This is a genomic window from Methanohalophilus euhalobius, from assembly GCF_900215215.1.
Classification (GTDB): Archaea; Halobacteriota; Methanosarcinia; order Methanosarcinales; family Methanosarcinaceae; genus Methanohalophilus; species Methanohalophilus euhalobius.
The window spans coordinates 251,075-267,758 of sequence record NZ_OBDR01000002.1; the positions used below are offsets into that span (position 1 = coordinate 251,075).

General features: G+C 42.8%; 24 protein-coding genes. 7 read left to right on the forward strand and 17 right to left on the reverse strand.

Annotated elements, in window-relative coordinates; translation table 11 throughout:
* Positions 1-93: 93 nt before the first annotated feature.
* From CP947_RS03565 to hisS, 10 genes are all read right to left on the reverse strand, one after another.
* Positions 94-630: a uracil-DNA glycosylase gene (locus CP947_RS03565; RefSeq protein ID WP_096711857.1), complete on the reverse strand. Its 537-nt coding sequence runs from the start codon at positions 628-630 to the stop codon at positions 94-96.
* Positions 623-859, reverse strand: coding sequence for a KEOPS complex subunit Pcc1 (locus tag CP947_RS03570; protein WP_241645881.1), 237 nt, complete (start codon positions 857-859; stop codon positions 623-625). Before CP947_RS03570 ends, CP947_RS03565 begins: the two co-directional genes overlap by 8 nt.
* Complete coding sequence (locus CP947_RS03575) at positions 843-2,165, reverse strand: DHH family phosphoesterase (RefSeq protein ID WP_096711858.1); 1,323 nt, start codon at positions 2,163-2,165, stop codon at positions 843-845. The genes CP947_RS03570 and CP947_RS03575 overlap by 17 nt, the downstream gene beginning before the upstream one ends.
* Positions 2,166-2,367: 202 nt before the next feature.
* Positions 2,368-2,826: a 30S ribosomal protein S15 gene (locus tag CP947_RS03580; RefSeq protein ID WP_096711859.1), complete on the reverse strand. Its 459-nt coding sequence runs from the start codon at positions 2,824-2,826 to the stop codon at positions 2,368-2,370.
* Between the two features lie 154 nt (positions 2,827-2,980).
* On the reverse strand, positions 2,981-3,361 hold the full coding sequence (locus tag CP947_RS11105; protein ID WP_123151335.1) for a GTP-binding protein: 381 nt from the start codon (positions 3,359-3,361) through the stop codon (positions 2,981-2,983).
* 53 nt (positions 3,362-3,414) lie between these two features.
* Positions 3,415-4,110, reverse strand: a complete 696-nt coding sequence (locus tag CP947_RS03590) for a class I SAM-dependent methyltransferase (protein WP_096711861.1) — start codon at positions 4,108-4,110, stop codon at positions 3,415-3,417.
* Positions 4,111-4,183: 73 nt separating this feature from the next.
* Positions 4,184-5,281: a uroporphyrinogen decarboxylase family protein gene (locus CP947_RS03595; RefSeq protein WP_243641535.1), complete on the reverse strand. Its 1,098-nt coding sequence runs from the start codon at positions 5,279-5,281 to the stop codon at positions 4,184-4,186.
* 47 nt (positions 5,282-5,328) lie between these two features.
* Positions 5,329-5,643 (reverse strand): DUF6951 family protein, encoded by a 315-nt coding sequence (locus CP947_RS03600; RefSeq protein WP_096711863.1) that lies wholly within the window; start codon positions 5,641-5,643, stop codon positions 5,329-5,331.
* A gap of 109 nt (positions 5,644-5,752) precedes the next feature.
* Positions 5,753-5,905, reverse strand: a complete 153-nt coding sequence (locus CP947_RS10375) for a uroporphyrinogen decarboxylase family protein (protein ID WP_241645886.1) — start codon at positions 5,903-5,905, stop codon at positions 5,753-5,755.
* A gap of 281 nt (positions 5,906-6,186) precedes the next feature.
* Positions 6,187-7,428, reverse strand: coding sequence for a histidine--tRNA ligase (hisS, locus tag CP947_RS03605; RefSeq protein ID WP_096711864.1), 1,242 nt, complete (start codon positions 7,426-7,428; stop codon positions 6,187-6,189).
* Between the two features lie 135 nt (positions 7,429-7,563).
* Between hisS and CP947_RS03610 the strand changes: the two genes are divergently transcribed.
* The 7 genes from CP947_RS03610 (at position 7,564) to CP947_RS03640 (ending at position 12,379) form a co-directional block, all read left to right on the forward strand.
* Complete coding sequence (locus CP947_RS03610; RefSeq protein WP_096711865.1) at positions 7,564-7,893, forward strand: pyrimidine dimer DNA glycosylase/endonuclease V; 330 nt, start codon at positions 7,564-7,566, stop codon at positions 7,891-7,893.
* Between the two features lie 55 nt (positions 7,894-7,948).
* Positions 7,949-9,058, forward strand: coding sequence for an amidohydrolase family protein (locus tag CP947_RS03615; protein ID WP_096711866.1), 1,110 nt, complete (start codon positions 7,949-7,951; stop codon positions 9,056-9,058).
* Positions 9,059-9,085: 27 nt separating this feature from the next.
* Positions 9,086-9,535: a universal stress protein gene (locus tag CP947_RS03620; protein ID WP_096711867.1), complete on the forward strand. Its 450-nt coding sequence runs from the start codon at positions 9,086-9,088 to the stop codon at positions 9,533-9,535.
* Between the two features lie 35 nt (positions 9,536-9,570).
* Complete coding sequence (locus CP947_RS03625) at positions 9,571-10,428, forward strand: CBS domain-containing protein (RefSeq protein ID WP_096711868.1); 858 nt, start codon at positions 9,571-9,573, stop codon at positions 10,426-10,428.
* A 27-nt stretch (positions 10,429-10,455) separates the two neighbouring features.
* Positions 10,456-11,136 (forward strand): 2,5-diamino-6-(ribosylamino)-4(3H)-pyrimidinone 5'-phosphate reductase, encoded by a 681-nt coding sequence (locus CP947_RS03630; protein ID WP_096711869.1) that lies wholly within the window; start codon positions 10,456-10,458, stop codon positions 11,134-11,136.
* A gap of 79 nt (positions 11,137-11,215) precedes the next feature.
* Positions 11,216-11,719 (forward strand): thioredoxin family protein, encoded by a 504-nt coding sequence (locus tag CP947_RS03635; RefSeq protein WP_096711870.1) that lies wholly within the window; start codon positions 11,216-11,218, stop codon positions 11,717-11,719.
* A gap of 18 nt (positions 11,720-11,737) precedes the next feature.
* On the forward strand, positions 11,738-12,379 hold the full coding sequence (locus CP947_RS03640; protein ID WP_096711871.1) for a cytochrome c biogenesis CcdA family protein: 642 nt from the start codon (positions 11,738-11,740) through the stop codon (positions 12,377-12,379).
* On the opposite strand, the gene CP947_RS03645 is transcribed toward CP947_RS03640, so the two are convergent.
* From CP947_RS03645 to cbiT, 7 genes are read right to left on the reverse strand one after another with little or no spacing between them, the layout of a single operon-like run.
* On the reverse strand, positions 12,380-13,093 hold the full coding sequence (locus CP947_RS03645) for a precorrin-8X methylmutase (RefSeq protein WP_096711872.1): 714 nt from the start codon (positions 13,091-13,093) through the stop codon (positions 12,380-12,382).
* On the reverse strand, positions 13,083-13,865 hold the full coding sequence (cobJ, locus tag CP947_RS03650) for a precorrin-3B C(17)-methyltransferase (protein WP_096711873.1): 783 nt from the start codon (positions 13,863-13,865) through the stop codon (positions 13,083-13,085). The genes CP947_RS03645 and cobJ overlap by 11 nt, the downstream gene beginning before the upstream one ends.
* Positions 13,849-14,202, reverse strand: a complete 354-nt coding sequence (locus tag CP947_RS03655) for a cobalamin biosynthesis protein (protein ID WP_096711874.1) — start codon at positions 14,200-14,202, stop codon at positions 13,849-13,851. Before CP947_RS03655 ends, cobJ begins: the two co-directional genes overlap by 17 nt.
* On the reverse strand, positions 14,199-14,690 hold the full coding sequence (locus CP947_RS03660; protein ID WP_096711875.1) for a cobalamin biosynthesis protein CbiG: 492 nt from the start codon (positions 14,688-14,690) through the stop codon (positions 14,199-14,201). Before CP947_RS03660 ends, CP947_RS03655 begins: the two co-directional genes overlap by 4 nt.
* Positions 14,691-14,707: 17 nt before the next feature.
* On the reverse strand, positions 14,708-15,436 hold the full coding sequence (locus tag CP947_RS03665; protein WP_096711876.1) for a cobalt-precorrin-4/precorrin-4 C(11)-methyltransferase: 729 nt from the start codon (positions 15,434-15,436) through the stop codon (positions 14,708-14,710).
* Complete coding sequence (locus CP947_RS03670) at positions 15,437-16,054, reverse strand: cobalt-factor II C(20)-methyltransferase (RefSeq protein WP_096711877.1); 618 nt, start codon at positions 16,052-16,054, stop codon at positions 15,437-15,439.
* Entirely contained in the window at positions 16,048-16,623 is a 576-nt protein-coding gene (gene cbiT, locus CP947_RS03675) for a precorrin-6Y C5,15-methyltransferase (decarboxylating) subunit CbiT (protein WP_096711878.1), read from the reverse strand. Before cbiT ends, CP947_RS03670 begins: the two co-directional genes overlap by 7 nt.
* Positions 16,624-16,684: the final 61 nt, after the last annotated feature.

The following is a 16,684-nucleotide window of genomic DNA, read 5'->3' on the forward strand; positions in this document are numbered from 1 at the left end:
TTAATAAAGTCCTTACAGCGACTCAGTTATTGTTACTAATTATTATAAGTTTTACCTGATGGCACAAACCAGCATGTTGGAAAAAGAATGTACTTACCATAATGCACTGTTTTTTTCTATAAACTCTTGCTGTTCAGACTGGCGACTTTTGGTATAGATGAGGGCTGCAGGATGATAGAATTTCACCACATTTTTCCCATCTATTTCCCTGCATTCACCCCATTGAAGTTGCCTGTTTCCCAAAAAAGCTTCCTCAGCAGTATTTCCGAGCAGAATTATCACATCTGGATCAAGCATTTCGATTTGCCTTTCAAAAAAAGCCCGACAGGCGGCAAGTTCTCCTTTACGTGGCCTACGGTTATCAGGAGGTCTGCATTTGACTGTATTGATCACCGCCCAATCATTCTGCTGAATATCCATATCTTCTATCATATCATCCAGGATTTTGCCGGCCCTGCCACAGAAAGGTATTCCACTTGCATCCTCATTCTTGCCGGGGGCTTCACCTATGAAAAGTACTTTTGGATTTTCCCCCCCCTTCATTATTACTTTGTGGGTTGCAGATTCATGGAGCTGGCATGCAGTACATGAATTTATTTTTCCCTCTAAATCTTTGAATGAATTAATCATTTTTTGCTCCATTGAAATCCAGGTCTTCGGCAATTTTGGCATTCATAAGGAGATCGTCCATAACAGATATCAGGGAAGAAAGTTTTTCTGTCCTCAAAGTTATGGAATTTTCATCGGGGAGGATTTTACTTTCCATGTTCGCAAGATTGTCCGGCCTTAATGACTCAATAATTGTTTTTCCCCTTTGGCCTACAGGCAGTTTAAGAGTGCTTTTAATTTTCATCTGCATTGTTTCCCAGCTGTTTTGCGATAATGGAATCCAGGGCTTTCAGGAACTCTTCCTCACTTCCTGGCGGTATGGCCGCACCGGATGCTATATTATGTCCCCCTCCGCTACCTCCTACTCCGGAAGCTGCCTCTCTTAAGGCAACTGCAAGATCCAGTCCACCGTCAACAAGTTTGCGGGTTCCTCTTCCTGAAATTTTTACAACATCATCAACTTTGTTCAGGGCAATGAAGGGCAGATCAGGGTGTATGTACCTGATGACAATACCTGCAATCATGCCGGTGGCTTCCATGTCTTCTCCCTGAATATATCTGAGATGCTGCAGTTTTTGAATTTTCTTCTCTGCCTTTTTGATTTGCCCCATCAAAACTTGCTGGTATTGTTCCGCAATCTTCCAGCCTTCTTCTGCAGCCTTTTCATCTCGCAGGCAGGCAGTAAGGGCAAGACCCCCACGTTCAAGTTTGCCACAGCAATTGAGGAGGGTTACCATGTCGTAGACATTTGGAATGGTCTCATGATTGAGAATGTAGACTTCACCGATACTGGCATCAATCGCTTCAGGACTGGCTTTTTTTGTCAGTTTAAGTGCCACGGCAGAAGTAAGTTTTTTCATCTGATTTTCATCAAGTTCCTCGACTGGGCCACTGATACCCAGAATATTAAGGAAGTTTGCGATCTTTTCTTTTTCACCTGTTATGTCAAGGTAGGGTTCAGGTGTTCTTTCCAGCACTTCTGCCAGATCACCATCTCCTATCTTTAATCCTTTCCTTATGGAAATAGAGCCACTTTCAATTCCTTCTTTCAGGATCTGGCCATTCTCCCTGTCAAAAAGCTGTTTATCCCCTATGGCACCTGCAATTGCAAGCCCTGCAAGCTCTTTATTTTCGGGATTAAGTTCTGTTGCGACAACATAAGCAGTGGTTGAGGCGCACATATAGTAAGCACCATCTATGTCTGCAAGATGAGGGTTTACCATTATGTGTGCCGTTGTGTCACCCACAGGTGCGTGGTGGTCTATTATAATGGTGTCATTTTTGACTTTTTCAATCAATTCAGGCTGGCCGCTCCCCATGTCGCAGAAAAGTACGAGATCACCATTATCAGTGCTATTGTTAACTGTTTCCACAACATTTTCATCTAGCCGGCTTACAATGCTTACGTGGAAAATTATATCTTCCCTCAGCAGGGCATGGCACATTATAGCTGCTGCGGTAATCCCGTCTGCATCATTATGGGATATGAGTCTTACACGTGAGTATTCACTGATTTTTTCAGATGCCCTTTTTGCACTGGGTCGCAATTTTTCCAAAAACTTTCACCTGCCAGTCCACATATGCTAATTATAGATGGAGTGATTTTGATATTAAAGGATTCATTATGTAGCACACATTTATACTTCTATTGATTTGTGTGGGTTTGCCTTCACATTGCCTTTAATAAATGGCAATTAACCGAAGATACAGCAGGAAAAAACTAAATTAAAAAAGTTGGGGAATTGTACAAATTCCCGTTTACTTAGTAATAAGCATTTCTGCAGTTTCTGGTTTATATTTCCATTCGGCTGGAAGGACTTTGTTTGCCTTATAATATTTAACCAGTCTGCGAATTTTGGATTCGGTAAGCTGAAGAGGACGTTTGTTATGTACATCTTTGTTATTGGCTGCAACATGTTTTCTCAGACCAATAGCTTTTACGATAAGATTGTACAGATCTTCAGGAACACCAGCTGCTACTTCATTCTCTTTCAGGATAGCGGTGAGCTTCTTTCCTGTAGCGAGTTTGACATCAGGAACTCCATAATTATCTCTCAACTTCATTCCGATGATACTGGTGGGGTTGCCTTGTTTCCACAAGTCAAGAACCACCTTTTCGATTTCTTCTGCATCCTGCAAAGACCATGCGGGTACTTCTGTACGAATGGGTTTTGTGGACCCTGCCTGGCCTTTTCTGCGAGTGTGCATTTTTGCCATTATGATTACTCCTTATTATTTTGATTTGAATTTAAAGTGGCGATAAAGTTACAGGTATGAACATTGGGAGATTCCCTGTATTGGCGAAGTGGTGCTAATTAAAGGCACATGGGTTATATATTTTGTGCCATTACGGCTGTATGCATGGAGATTATCAAATATTCACAGTCCACTTTATGTTCTTATGCACCCTTTCACATCTTGCCTTTTTTGAATATACTTCCTCGAATCCTCCATCCTCTATGTTTTTACTTCTCAGGTGCATCTTACCTGCCAGCTCATCGATGAACTGTGAGAAGCCCTCATCCAACATCTTTGCCGAAAATTCAAAGATCCTGGCATCAGGGTTGATGGTCTTAAGAAGTTGCCTGACAGATATCAAATATTCATGATCAGCGATGTCCACCTTGTTCAGGCACAGTATAACGGACTCCTCGATCTGTGTAATTACAAACTTCGAGAGATTGTCGATCTCATATCCAAAGCTGCTGGCATCCACAACATGTACGATAGGATCAAACGACAGGTCAGGGATATTCTATGGGTATAGTCCCAATTAGATATTTTCCGCGATACTCTCATTTACAATCATATCAATTTTTTTATTGCTTTTTTTCTAAGGGCGATCTTGAAAAGTTTTTTTGGAAGCTGCCCTTCTTCAAATTCCTCTACATCAACGATATCATACCCTTGCGAAATGTGCTCCACCTTCTCCCTGCTCAGGAAATGGACAATGAATCCACCCTTTATCTGCCACATGTCCTCTCCCCTGTGAACTCCTGTTCGATATTGAGGATCGCCTGTGTGTCGTGTAGTGAATATGTTCAGACCCCCAGGTTTCAGAACCCTCATGATTTCTTTTGAAATGAATACAAGTTCAGATGTTTTTAGGGGCATACAGTAGAGCATATGAGAAAAACAGGCATCGAAAGACCCATCATCGAAAGGCAGAGATTCCCTGACATTATGCTGCAAGGCTGTTATCGATCCAGATAGTCCCATATCCCGGGACCTCTGATCTATACATTCAATCCCCTGTCTGGAGTAATCAAGAGAATATACCTCGAAACCATTATTTGCAAAGAACAAAGTGTCCCTTCCCTGACCTGCCCCCAGTTCAAGGATTTTTGTTCTACCCTCTTCCTTGAAGAGTTCTGCTGCTTTCATGGCAGGACCACTGCATCTTTCACCGAACATCGAATTGTTCTTTAAAAATACATTTTCCCAATGACACTGCTGCTTATTCAATATTTCTTCGTCCATACATGCTATTTTCTGATTCATGGGACCACTTCTCCAATAAGGTTCAATTCATTTCGAGACAGGATTTGAAGATAGATCGTCCGTATGACCCTGCTCACAAACGAGGACTTATCGATCTCCAGAGGGTTTCCATTTCCTCGATCGGTGTGCTAAGAGGGATCTCACAGCCTGTCGAGAGAATAAAACCCTTTTCTGGAGCACAGTCCATACAACTTTTTACCTCGTGCTCAATATCATCTAAAGAATCCCTGCAGAAAACATTGGGATTGATGTTACCCATAAGGCAGATACCATGTTTTTCAAGTTCCTTAAAACAATATCTTGGACTACATCCGACCTTCTTATGAATCTCTGTACATTCGATACCATACTTCTTGCCCAGAGTGTTAACATCCCCGAAAGCGAAGTTCAGGGCATCTGGTCTTAAAGATGCTTCCATATCATGGAAGGCATGTTCAGCACAATTATGGGAGATTACATAAATGCCATTATTCTGGATATGTGCATAGAGCTGTTTTGTATAAGGGAGCATGAATTCCTCAGCCATATCTGGACTAAAAAGGTCTGCAGTGTTCCCCCCGTTCTCAACGAAGATGCCGTCAACCCCTTCTTCAATCAGCCGGTCAGCATACAGGATACAGCTTTGTGTGAGTCTTTCAAGTAACTCATGAACATTCTCTTTTTCAGTGAGCATTTCTATGTAAAGACTGCTGGCTTCAAGTAACTGAGAAGCAAGCATCAAAGGGGAAAGCATGGCACCTGTGATAAAGACCTCGTCCTTGAGCTCCTTTTTGAGTATCCCTACTGAATGTACAACCGTATCGATCCTGTGGGACATTTCAATATCAAGGGGATTAATCCGATCATATTCACTTGCAGAGCTTAGTGGATACCCGGCTATCGTAGGATACCGGTTATCCTTGATGTTCAGCCGGGTGCCAAGTGCTTCTGCCTCAACAAGCAGACATCCCCAGGGAGACATAACATTGTCATGATGGTACATCTGCCTTGCAAGTATCTGCGCCCTGGCTATTCCCTCTGCAGAATAGTAGACATCACTCATCTTGGCATTCATGCGCTCCAGGACGCCGTTGCCTGCCCCAAACCAGAGATACCCATAAGGCATCCTGTCCACATCCTTCATCTCGAGAGCATTAACAAACCGCTCCTTGGACGTCATTTTCTCTGACAATATATCACTCTCCCCGGATTATTCGTATTAATTCCCTATTCCAAAGATCATTCAAATTCTATACGAACATCCCCTGTCTTATGGACCAAAGATTTCGACATCATGCCTGCTTCCAGACAGCACACATGGAGGACAGCACAGGGAACAAGGCATGTAACACTGCATTTTGCTTCCTGGGCCTTTTGCATGACACAGTTGTCCTTTATATCGAACAGGTCCATCATAGGAACTTCCAGATGGGACATCTTCTTGACCTTTTCACAGGGTGTGTCTATATCGATGATGATCTTGTCACCATCCAATTTCCCATTTATTTTATGCGTAAAATCACATACATTCGAATATACAGTTATTTCTGTCATTTGCTTTCCTCCTCACAAATAGAGCAATAGAATTTCATAAAAACTGCTATTATTAATGGCCACAAATTGTTGTAATTGGGTTGTTTGTCTATATTTTTGATGGGATTTTTTACCTTTTTGCAGGATGGGATTTTTTGGCATAGTACTCATCTCTTGCTCGAACAAGTGCCTTTACATTCTCAAAAGGAGTTTTAGGATTTATTCCACTTCCTGGAGAAAGCACATCGATTTCATCTGAAAGACATTTTTTAGTAAGAAACAAATGTTTTTATACACATTTGTCCATACATAGAATTCAGTTATATAGTAAACAGTGTGAAAAATAGCTTGGGACTCCATGCTATTTATTATTTTGCTTTTTACTATTGGTTTTGCAGGAGTGCTTAATTGATTACCATTCCTCTGTTTCTATGAATTACAGGTTTCCCATAAGATAATTTGCAGTATTTACAACTCATGATACTATACTTCTAAATTAATGGAATTAGTATTATTGATACAATACATAATCTGCATTGGCTATCACATATTAGGTGATATCCGTTACCATCCACTTTTGAGAATATGCTCCCTGGCATCTTCAACAGTCAACTGGTGTTGTTCACCTGATTCCATATCCTTCAGGGTAACCTTGCCGGCCTCCATTTCCCTCTTGCCCACTATCACTACATATCGGGCACCAATGTTATTGGCATGAGACAGCTGGCCCTTGAAGTTTCGCTGCATTATATCGAGATATACCGGCACATCCCTACGTAATTCGCGCGCAATCCCTATTGCATCCAGCCGGGTGTCATCTGTTGCCACAAGCACAACTTCCCTTTTTTGCTCAGGTTCAAGTTCGCATATCTCCATTATACGATCAAAACCAAGTCCAAATCCGGTTGAAGGAACATCTCCTCCCCCGAAAAGCTGTATCAACTGGTAGGAGCCACCCCCACATATCTGGTTCTGGGCACCAAGATTGCTGGCATATATCTCAAAAACCATACCAGTGTAATAATCAAGGCCCCTGGCAATACCAAAGTCCACAGAATATTTCACATTATAGGCATCCAGGATTTGTGTCAGTTCTTCAAAAATCTGGAGTTCTTCAATATCCCCTACAATTTGCCTTGCTTTTTCTATTGCATCTTCTCCTGTGATGCTGACAAGTTCAAACAGCTCATTGCGAAGCTCTATTGATGCATTGATCTGTTCAAGATAATCATCAAGTCCGGTATCGTCCTTTTTATCCACAAGCCTCATGATTTTTGTCTGCTGCTCTGCCTCGAGTTCTTTTAGAATATGACGAATGATCCCCAGATGCCCTACACGCAAATCTCCCTTGATTCCCACAGATTCGATTATTTCTTCTGCAAGAGCTATTACTTCGGCATCGGCTTCCGGACGGCTGCTACCAATGGTCTCAACCCCAAATTGCCAGAATTCCCTGAAACGCCCTTTTTGGGGTCTTTCATAACGGAAACAGTTCTCGAAATAGAAGAGTTTTAACGGTCGAGGGGTTGCCTGCATTTCGTTCACATACATACGCATGACAGGTGCCGTAAGTTCCGGACGCAGGGCAAGCTCCCTGCCACCCTTATCAAAAAAATTGTAAATCTCCCCTGTAACCCCTTCTCCGGATTTGAGGGTGAAAAGTTCGAGATTTTCGAAGGTAGGGGTGATTATTTCGTGATATCCCCATCTGGAAACTACGTCTCTCATTCTGTTTTCAACAAAACGTCTCAATCGCGTATTCTCAGGAAGGAAATCTCTTGTTCCTCTTGGTCTGCTGATTTTCATCGTATCTAACCTGATATGAATTAATGATTGTAATTGAAGATTCAGTAGGTTACATCATTGTTAAATATATTTTTTGTTTTGATGCCTGAATCACAGATTGTTAATTTCAAATAAGAACAAACCAATCTATATTACATGAGGATATGGGATTTACCACCATCCGACCTTTGCAGACAGCATCTGCTTGGAGAACACAGGGAATTGCATGCTCTCTGGTCCATTATCACTAAAAATAAAAAGGCTTATTCCAATCATCCTGAAACTCTTCGCTGGAAAGGTAAATTACACGCCCTCTACCTGCGCCATGAAAATATTGTTAGTGAAATGAAGAAGCGGGAGTATAACCACCACAGTCCCCTTGAACCTACCCTTGCGACAGGGGGATCCAGGCAGGACACTCTTATAACATCCATCGATGAGCAAAAAGACGCTCTCAGGAAAAAAGGTTGTAACTGCAAAATTTAAATAGGATATATCCAGCGTTAATTTTATAATTATTAATACATATGCATACAGGATTATGTCCCCAATGACCCGTGAACAGATTATTTATGGTAACATCCTCTATGGGGATGATCTGTCTTTGGTGAAAGGTTATGTATGTATCCGGGATGGTATAATACATGAAGTATGTGAGGAGCAGACATCTTCTGAAAATATTATTGCTCCCTGTTTTACCAACTGTCACACCCATATAGGGGACTCGGTTTGTAAAGACCCCTGCATAGGCCTGCCTGAGGATTTTGTGATACAAAGGGACCTGAACAGTCTGGTCAGGCCACCGGATGGCTTAAAACACCGCATTCTTGCAAAAACTTCTGACAGGGAACTTATAGAATACATGAAATTTTCCATCAGGGACATGCTTGCCACAGGAACCACCAGTTTTGCAGATTTCCGGGAGGGAGGAAACAGGGGCGTGCTGGCACTGAAAGATGCATTAAAAGATATGGATATTGATTCCAGGATATTTGCAAGACCCGACAGCAGGGAGTTCAATATGCCTGTGCAGGAGGGGGTATCCCTACTTCTTTCCCAGGCCGATGGTATAGGTATGAGCGGTGCACATGATGTGGATTTGAATCTACTGGCACAGATTGCAGATACCTGTCACAAATCCAGAAGTCCTTTTTGCATACATGCCGGTGAAAAATCCCACCACGATATTAAAGATGCCCTATCCCTGCAGCCTGATATGCTTGTCCATCTGACACAGGCAGTACAGTCAGACCTCAAAAACGTTGCCGATGCATCGATTCCGGTAGTTGTCTGTCCCAGGTCCAATTTCCTTACAGGAGTGGGGATGGCACCTGTTGCTGAAATGTTGAAAGCCGGTATAAATGTGGGCGTAGGTACTGACAATGTTATGCTGAATTCTGTAAATATGTTCTCTGAGATGGAGTTCCTTTCAAAGGTGTTTGGACTTGAGGATAGACAAGTATTTAAAATGTGCACACTTAATGGGGCATCGATATTGGAGATGGAGGGAAAAAGCCCTCTGCGGGAAGGGGATAAGGCAAATCTGATGGTATTGGATGGCACGTCAAATAATCTAAAAGGAATACAGGATGTATTAAGTGGTCTTGTTCGTCGGGCAAGGCCAGACGATATTTTATCAATAATCCATTAATCTATTCATTTATTCGAGAGATCAAACATGGCAAGTGAAATCTACAAAAAGATACTGATCGCTACCGATGGTTCCACAGAGAACAAAAAAGCGGTCTCTTACGGAATTGAACTGGCAAAACTCAGTGGTGCCAGAGTATACGTGGCGTATGTCGTGGATACCGCATCATTTGATTCCATTCCCATGGATGGCGGATGGGAAATGATGTATGAAATTCTTGAAAAGGAAGGGCAGGAAATAACCGATAAAGTGATATCTGACACCGGAGAAGATATCGAAATAGAGTCAAAGTTGCTTGAAGGCGATCCAGGTCATGAGATAATTGATTTTGCTGAAAACAATGGAATTGACCTTATAGTCATGGGTACCCACGGTAAAAGTGGACTTGACAGATTCCTTCTTGGAAGCGTTGCAGAAAAGGTCACCCGCAACTCACATGTCCCCGTTATGGTAGTAAGGGGAAATGGAGAAGAATAAAAATCAATAAAAGATTTTATTGAGGTTATTTAAAAATGCCAGAAAAAACCCTTATTAAGGATATCATGGTGACTGATGTCGCCGCAGCCAGTCTGCCCGGTTCACGAGACGAAGTGCTGAGTATACTGAAAGATAAAAAGGTATCCGGCGTGCCGGTGATCAAAGATAATCGGGTGGTTGGTATCGTAAGTAGAAGTAATCTCCTGAGCAATCCTGAAGAAGAACAGATTGCTTTGCTTATGACACGGGACCCCATAAAGATAAAACCGGAAGATAATATCAAAAAAGCTGCTCAATACCTAATTGATTATGGTTTCAGAAGGTTGCCCGTTGTGGATGATGACGGCAAACTCGAGGGAATGGTAACAGTTGCCGATATTGTTGCAAGTATGGCCTCTATGCAACTCGATGATCCAATAAGTAAATATCTGGGCAGAAAAGGTGTTGGTCCGGTATGGTGTGAAACACCTTTGCCCTTAGTTGCCAGGAACATGGAACTTGCACATATAAAAGCAGTTCCGGTTCTTAATTCAGAACTTGATCTGGTAGGTATAATATCTGATCGTGATATTATCAGTGCAAGTGTCATAGAAGATTCCCTTGAAATGTCGGATATGTCTGCTGGTTCTGACGATGATGAATGGACGTGGGAATCCATGCGGGATACTCTCAGCATATATTATAGCGTATCCAGAATAAAAGTTCCGGATGTGCCTGTAAAAGAAGTGATGGTCACCGATCTGATCAAGGCATCCAGTAATATGAGTGTTAGTGAATGTGCCCTTAAGATGAAAAGAAACAGGGTCGATCAGGTTCCTGTGGTGGATGCAAACGGTGCATTCATTGGACTGCTGAGAGACCGTTATCTCATGAAAGCATTGATTGATAGCTAATCTTATAATTGAAGCTGAAGGGATTCCATGCCCACTCCCTTTACATTTATAAATGCTGCAATGTCCATTGACGGGAAAATATCCACCCGACAGCGGCGTCAGGTAAGGATATCAGGGGATGTGGATTTTGAAAGAATGGACGAATTACGAGCAAGTTCTGATGCAGTAATGGTAGGAATTGGAACTGTTCTTGCTGATGATCCCAGCCTTACTGTCAAATCCGATGAAAAGCGGGCTAAAAGGCTTGCAAATGGACTTGATGAAAATCCCGTACGAATCGTGGTGGACAGCAAGGCACGTATTCCAACAGATGCTGATATATTCAGGAAGGGTGCTGGCAAAATAATAATTGCAGTTTCTGAAAGTGCAGCTTTTGACAGGGTCGAATCACTGAGAAAAAAGGCTATGGTCATAATGATTGGCGGAGATCAGGTGGATCTTCCTGAATTGTTATCCATACTTGATGAAATGGGCATACACCGGCTTATGATTGAAGGTGGCGCCAGCCTTAACTGGGGACTTGTAAAAAACGGGCTTGTGGACGAAATATATTCCTTTATAGGAAATCTCATAATAGGAGGGGCAACCGCTCCTACTCTTATTGACGGTGATGGGTTTGGTGAAGCCGACATGCCGGTATGTTCTCTTATAGGTGCTGAAAAGATGGAGGAAGGAGTACTGTTGAAGTGGAAACTTAAAAATGCCTGATTTTTTACATCCGGGTTTTGTATATATTTGGGGATACCATGCATAATACTTATATTTTAATATACCACTCTTTTAGTGGATGATAGCGGGTAACAGAATTACGTACGGATTTGTGCTGATTGTGATGCTATTGGCATTTGTGACTACCGGCTGTACAGCTCCCGAAGTTAACCAGCAACAGGAAACCATTGTACAGGAGTCGAACATTAAGGATATCGAGCAACTGAACACCTTATTGGAAAAGGAACCTGTGCTCATCAAATTCGGTTCACCTACCTGCGCCCCCTGTAGGGACCAGGATTTCATTCTGGATATTATTGCAGATGATTATAAGGGAAAGGCCTCTGTGATCATGGTGAACATTAATGAAGAGCCTCGTGTAGCCTCTTTCTTCGGAGTGTATTCAATACCCGACATGAGTGTCATTGCAGGAATTAAGGATGACAGGTATCTGTTCATGGGACCTGAGGGCAATGTTTCTTTTGACCGGAGATCCACACGTTATGTGGGGCTGACAGACGACAATACCCTCCGGCAGGCACTGGACAATGCTATCGCCTACAGGCAGAATAATACATCATGATATAAAGGCGGGATACAAATGGTTGCCGACACCATAACTCCCATTGCGATCTTTGTTGCAGGTATTGCTAGCATTGCTTCTCCCTGCGTATTTCCCCTGCTGCCTGCCCTATTCGCCTCCTCAACAGGCCGGGGTCGTTTCAGGCCCCTTTCCATTGTTTTGGGATTATGCATATCCTTTGTATCGATGGGAATTGTAACTTCTGCATTTGGTTATGCTCTGCACGACTACCTGGCCTACCTTAACATCCTGGCTGCTGCTGTCATTATAGGTTTTGGTATCGTTATGGTCAGCAATGTGGAAATATTCAATATCTTTTCAAAAGTACCCGTACCTGCCAGCGCAAATCGGGGATTAAGCGGCGGATTGCTCCTGGGCCTGTCTCTTGGGGTTGTGTGGCTTCCCTGTATCGGCCCGATTCTCGGCGCAGTGCTCACCAGGATAGCTGTTGAAGGGAATATATACTACGGAGCAGCGATGCTTTCCATTTATTCCCTGGGCTTTGCGATACCGATGTTATTGGTTGCCTATTCCGCCCATTTTACGGGTAATTATGGCAATGTTGCAAAATATCAGAATTATATAAAAAAAGGAGCTGGATTGGTGCTGATTATCGCAGGTATCTGGATGCTCAGCATCAACCCTTTTGTGACCTTCTGATCAGTCACAGGTTTCTTCATCTCTTTTGATCGCCACAATTTCATTGACACAGGCTACAGCTATAGGTGTCCCGCCCCGCGTACCTACACAGGTTATTGAAGGAATGTCCCGTTTGCGAACCTCCTCCTTGGATTCAGCGGAATTGACAAATCCTACAGGCGTTCCAATCACAAGAGCGGGTTTTATCCCATGGTCAATCATCCGGCATACTGCAAATGCAGCGGAAGGGGCGTTTCCTATGGCTACAATTGCTCCTTCAAGCCTGTCACGGCAATTCAAAAATCCGGCTGCTGTTCTTGTAATACCATATTTGTGAGCAATTTCTGCATCCTTATCCTCATCAAGGACACAGATTACCGGGCAATCATGCCCCTTTTTGGTAATACCGGCTTTAACCATATTGATGTCGACAAAAATGGGAGCACCGTTTTTGATAGCTTCTACTCCTGCTTTTATTGGGTCATTCGTAAAGCGCATTATTTCGGCAACTTCAGGATCGCCTGTGGATATCATGCATCTCTGCCTGACACGTCCCTGAGGAGAATCATCTCCAACCAGTTTGCTGGCAATACGCCTGCTGGTCATGTAAATGGCTTTTGCTTCTTCTGTCTGGGCGCCCATATCCCTGCACATTTCCACGAGTTCAGGTTCTGCTTCCATTGTGATTTCCACAAGTTTGTCGAGTTCCAGACTGTTTTGTTCTTCAGTAGTCATATTTTCTCTGATACCCCCTGGGGGTTATTATCTTTTCCATGCCCTTTTTGCCCCATATACGGGATTCAGGGGTTGTGACCAATATCATGGTCCTCATATCCACCCAGTCGTCATAATCCAGCACCTTGCCAAGGGTTGTTACCTTCATTTCCTGGGAATCCCCTCGCAGTGCATTCTTCACAAGGCCCACAGGAGATGATCCATCTCTTGTTTTTTGTATTATTTCAATGGCCCGCCGGAAGTTGGAATTACGTTGTCTGCTCTTCGGGTTGTAGAGAGATATGATAAAATCCGCCTCTGAAGCAGCCCTGAGCCTTTTTTCTATACGTTCCCATGGAGTTAACAGGTCACTGAGGCTTATCACTGCAAAATCATTGACAATAGGTGCACCCAGTACGCTTGCTCCTGCTGTGATGGCGGTAACGCCAGGCAGGACTTCGATATCCACATCCAGTTCATAATGTTCGGCAACTTCCAGCACAAGACCGGCCATGCCATATACATTGGCATCCCCACCACTTACCATTGAGACAACATTGTTCTCTGCAAGTTCCACTGCCTTTTTGGCACGGTCAACTTCCTTTCCCATATGACTCCTGATAATTTCCTGGTCATTGAGGAGTTCCTTGACCTGATCAAGATATGTGCCATTACCAATTATGTAGTCAGAATTCAGGATGGCATCCCTGGATGCAATGGTAAGTTGTTCCACCGAACCGGGCCCAATCCCGATTACATAGAGTTTTCCTTTTTTATCATTCTGCGATTGCAATTGTTATCCTTCCATATACTTTCTTTTTCATTATCAGATTCTTGTTAGTAGAAAGTGCAAGTGCACAGGGTTCTGCCACACCTTTAAGTCCAAATCTTGATGCCCTTGATTTAGAAGGTACATCTATTTCGTTAATCCTGGAGTGGGACAGGAAGTGAATTGGCACACCTATAGTTTCAGCTGCACTTTTAAGTCCCTGTTCATCTTTTTTAAGTTCGGCTGAGACCAGTGCTTCGATATCTTCCTTTCTGGTATTTGTTGTTTCCAGTGCCTGTGCGATGGCTTCGAGGACTTCTTCCTTGTGGATTCCCCTGCGTGCACCGATTCCTATAATCATGTGTCTTCCTGTTCACTTTTAAGTACGGACACATCATTGTCCACGATCACAATTTTTGGTCCCTTTATTTTCAAAACCTCGACATCCTGCTCCAGCAGTGCACAATTCACATCCTTTGTGGATTCCTTGTTCACTATGTCGCATCCCATTTTTTTGGCAATACCCTCGACAGAGTTGCGATTATGGACTTCAGTTGCCGTTGTTATCACGGGTGTCGCACCAATTTCAGCAATCTTTCGGACCAGTTCATTGCCTCCATGGTGCCCACCCAGGACAGGGATTGCAAAATTGAGATTCGAATCCACCACAACAACCGCCGGATCTGTCCACTTATCTTTAATGAGAGGAGCGATGTCCCGGACAACTATACCTGTAGCAAACACAGCAATTATCCGGTCATATTTTTCAAAGGCTTCCTTGAAAATATCCTTGCTATAGATAAGCAGGTCTGCTCCCACATGTTCTGCTATTTGGCGGGCCACATCCATATTACGATTGAAAGTTATTACAGCGGTGGCTGGTGTACTCCGTATAGGTGTGACCTCCTGTAATTTTTCGGATCCACCACACCTCCGATAATAATCATGGCAGAGCGCTGGATTCCTGCTTTTTTGACCTTTTGGGCAATTGTTTCCACGTTTCCGTAGATTACCTGTTCATCATCCCAGGATGCATGGTAAATTACAGCAACCGGAGTGTCTGAAGGACATTCCAGTTTTTCCATGATCTGTTCAATCTTCTGGGTCCCCAAAAAGATTGCCATCGTTTCACCATGTCTGGAAAGGGCAGGAATTTTATCTTCCCCAAGTGTTTTGCCTGCGGGACGGGTTATTATAAGGGAATCGGAAACACCGTTTAATGTCAGCTGGGTGTTAAGAGATGAAGCAACTGCAAAAACAGAGGATACTCCGGGTACCCTTTCGACTTCAATATCGTATTTTTTCAATTCTTCCATCTGTTCGATGATAGAACCATAAAGGGATGGATCTCCACTGTGAAGCCGGACAACTTTCTTGCCTTCATTAAGTGCATCCACCATCACTTTGGTAGTCTCTTCAAGGGTCATTCCATAGCTGTCTATCTTTTTGCCTTTTGAATATTCGAGCACTTCAGGATTTACCAGTGAACCGGTATATACCACAATATCGGCCTCTTCCAGTTTTTCCTTACCAAGTACGGTGATCAATTTGGCGTTTCCCGGACCAGCACCGACAAAAGCGATTTTGTCATCCATTTATTTACCCCCTTTTTCTGCATAGAGAATACTGAAGTAATTACCTTTCCCGGGAATGTTCTCCTTGCCCTTTATAATCCTTTCCCGATCCAGGAACAGCCTTTCAGCAAATATGAAATTATCATATCCTTCTTCTGCCAGATTACGGATTATGTCCTGTGTATGTTTTGCCTTCAGTACAATCTTTGATTTTTTGTCAGAACCATCCGATACTTCAAAAGAGGAATCGATTTCTGAATCGGTACGTGAGGCAAAAGAAGTAATTGAACTGATACCAGGCACTGTTGCAGTTTCAACGTCCGGATAGTATTTACGCATGACTCTCTTTAAATGTGTAAATGTTGAGAAAAAGTTAGGATCGCCGATCAGACCGAATACAACAGTTCCATTTCTTGCTTCATTGGCAATGATGTCAGCATTCTTTTTCCATATTTCATTTAGCACATCATAATCACGCAACATCGGAAAATCCAGTATTTCCGAATCAGTATATGGTTTAACCAGTTCCTCTGCCATTTTGCCAGGCACGTACACCTTGTCACTGTCCTTAAGGACGTTTACAGCTTTAAGCGTGAGAAGATCCGGGTCACCCGGTCCAAGTCCTACTCCTATCAACATTTTTTATCACCTTGAATGTTACTGTATTTTCCGGATATCATATACACGGGATTTTCTGGTTTAAACATGGTTTCCCCGGTAATTGGATATCCTCTTGATATTGATATATTAGTAATAGTGTCAAAAATTCCAAGTTCTTTCATTTGGTTTATTACAGAAACCACAGTTTCAATCCTTACTGCATTGACGATGATGCTTCCTGCTTCATGTTTTACAAGAGATTTGAGAATAGCACCAATATTCTTTGTACCGCCTACAAAGGCACAATCAATTTTTTTTTCGGGAGGAAGTTGTTCAAGAACTTCTGATGACTCACCGTGTATGAGCTTTACACAATCGAGTCCGAAATTCTTGAAATTCTTTTCTGCAACTTCAATGGCTTCCTGACGCGCATCAATGGCAGTGAATTTTATATTCCTTGCCAACTTTGATGCAGCAATGGAAACTGCACCTGTACCACATCCTATATCATAAAAGGTGCACCCTTCACTCAAGTCAAGTTTAGATAATGATACAGCTATTATTTCGGGTTTCGTAGGCCCGCCGCTTATATGTAGTAGCTCAGACATTGTTTTCCCAAGTAAAGTTTATTGGAATTGATTGGATATTGTACCTATACAATATCACTAG

What these genes read in the sequence shown, in the direction of transcription:
- CP947_RS03610 (WP_096711865.1), top strand. Translation starts at nt 7,564, where the DNA reads ATGAGGATATGGGATTTACCACCATCCGACCTTTGCAGACAGCATCTG.
- CP947_RS03565 (WP_096711857.1), bottom strand. Translation starts at nt 630, where the DNA reads ATGATTAATTCATTCAAAGATTTAGAGGGAAAAATAAATTCATGTACT.
- CP947_RS03570 (WP_241645881.1), bottom strand. Translation starts at nt 859, where the DNA reads ATGCAGATGAAAATTAAAAGCACTCTTAAACTGCCTGTAGGCCAAAGG.
- CP947_RS03580 (WP_096711859.1), bottom strand. Translation starts at nt 2,826, where the DNA reads ATGGCAAAAATGCACACTCGCAGAAAAGGCCAGGCAGGGTCCACAAAA.
- CP947_RS03600 (WP_096711863.1), bottom strand. Translation starts at nt 5,643, where the DNA reads ATGACAGAAATAACTGTATATTCGAATGTATGTGATTTTACGCATAAA.
- CP947_RS03645 (WP_096711872.1), bottom strand. Translation starts at nt 13,093, where the DNA reads ATGACTACTGAAGAACAAAACAGTCTGGAACTCGACAAACTTGTGGAA.
- CP947_RS03640 (WP_096711871.1), top strand. Translation starts at nt 11,738, where the DNA reads ATGGTTGCCGACACCATAACTCCCATTGCGATCTTTGTTGCAGGTATT.
- CP947_RS03620 (WP_096711867.1), top strand. Translation starts at nt 9,086, where the DNA reads ATGGCAAGTGAAATCTACAAAAAGATACTGATCGCTACCGATGGTTCC.
- cbiT (WP_096711878.1), bottom strand. Translation starts at nt 16,623, where the DNA reads ATGTCTGAGCTACTACATATAAGCGGCGGGCCTACGAAACCCGAAATA.
- CP947_RS03670 (WP_096711877.1), bottom strand. Translation starts at nt 16,054, where the DNA reads ATGTTGATAGGAGTAGGACTTGGACCGGGTGACCCGGATCTTCTCACG.
- CP947_RS03665 (WP_096711876.1), bottom strand. Translation starts at nt 15,436, where the DNA reads ATGGATGACAAAATCGCTTTTGTCGGTGCTGGTCCGGGAAACGCCAAA.
- hisS (WP_096711864.1), bottom strand. Translation starts at nt 7,428, where the DNA reads ATGAAAATCAGCAGACCAAGAGGAACAAGAGATTTCCTTCCTGAGAAT.
- CP947_RS03655 (WP_096711874.1), bottom strand. Translation starts at nt 14,202, where the DNA reads ATGATTATAGGAATCGGTGCACGCAGGGGAATCCACAAGGAAGAAGTC.
- CP947_RS03630 (WP_096711869.1), top strand. Translation starts at nt 10,456, where the DNA reads ATGCCCACTCCCTTTACATTTATAAATGCTGCAATGTCCATTGACGGG.
- CP947_RS03590 (WP_096711861.1), bottom strand. Translation starts at nt 4,110, where the DNA reads ATGAATCAGAAAATAGCATGTATGGACGAAGAAATATTGAATAAGCAG.
- CP947_RS03635 (WP_096711870.1), top strand. Translation starts at nt 11,216, where the DNA reads ATGATAGCGGGTAACAGAATTACGTACGGATTTGTGCTGATTGTGATG.
- CP947_RS03660 (WP_096711875.1), bottom strand. Translation starts at nt 14,690, where the DNA reads ATGGATGTGGCCCGCCAAATAGCAGAACATGTGGGAGCAGACCTGCTT.
- CP947_RS03615 (WP_096711866.1), top strand. Translation starts at nt 7,949, where the DNA reads ATGTCCCCAATGACCCGTGAACAGATTATTTATGGTAACATCCTCTAT.
- CP947_RS03625 (WP_096711868.1), top strand. Translation starts at nt 9,571, where the DNA reads ATGCCAGAAAAAACCCTTATTAAGGATATCATGGTGACTGATGTCGCC.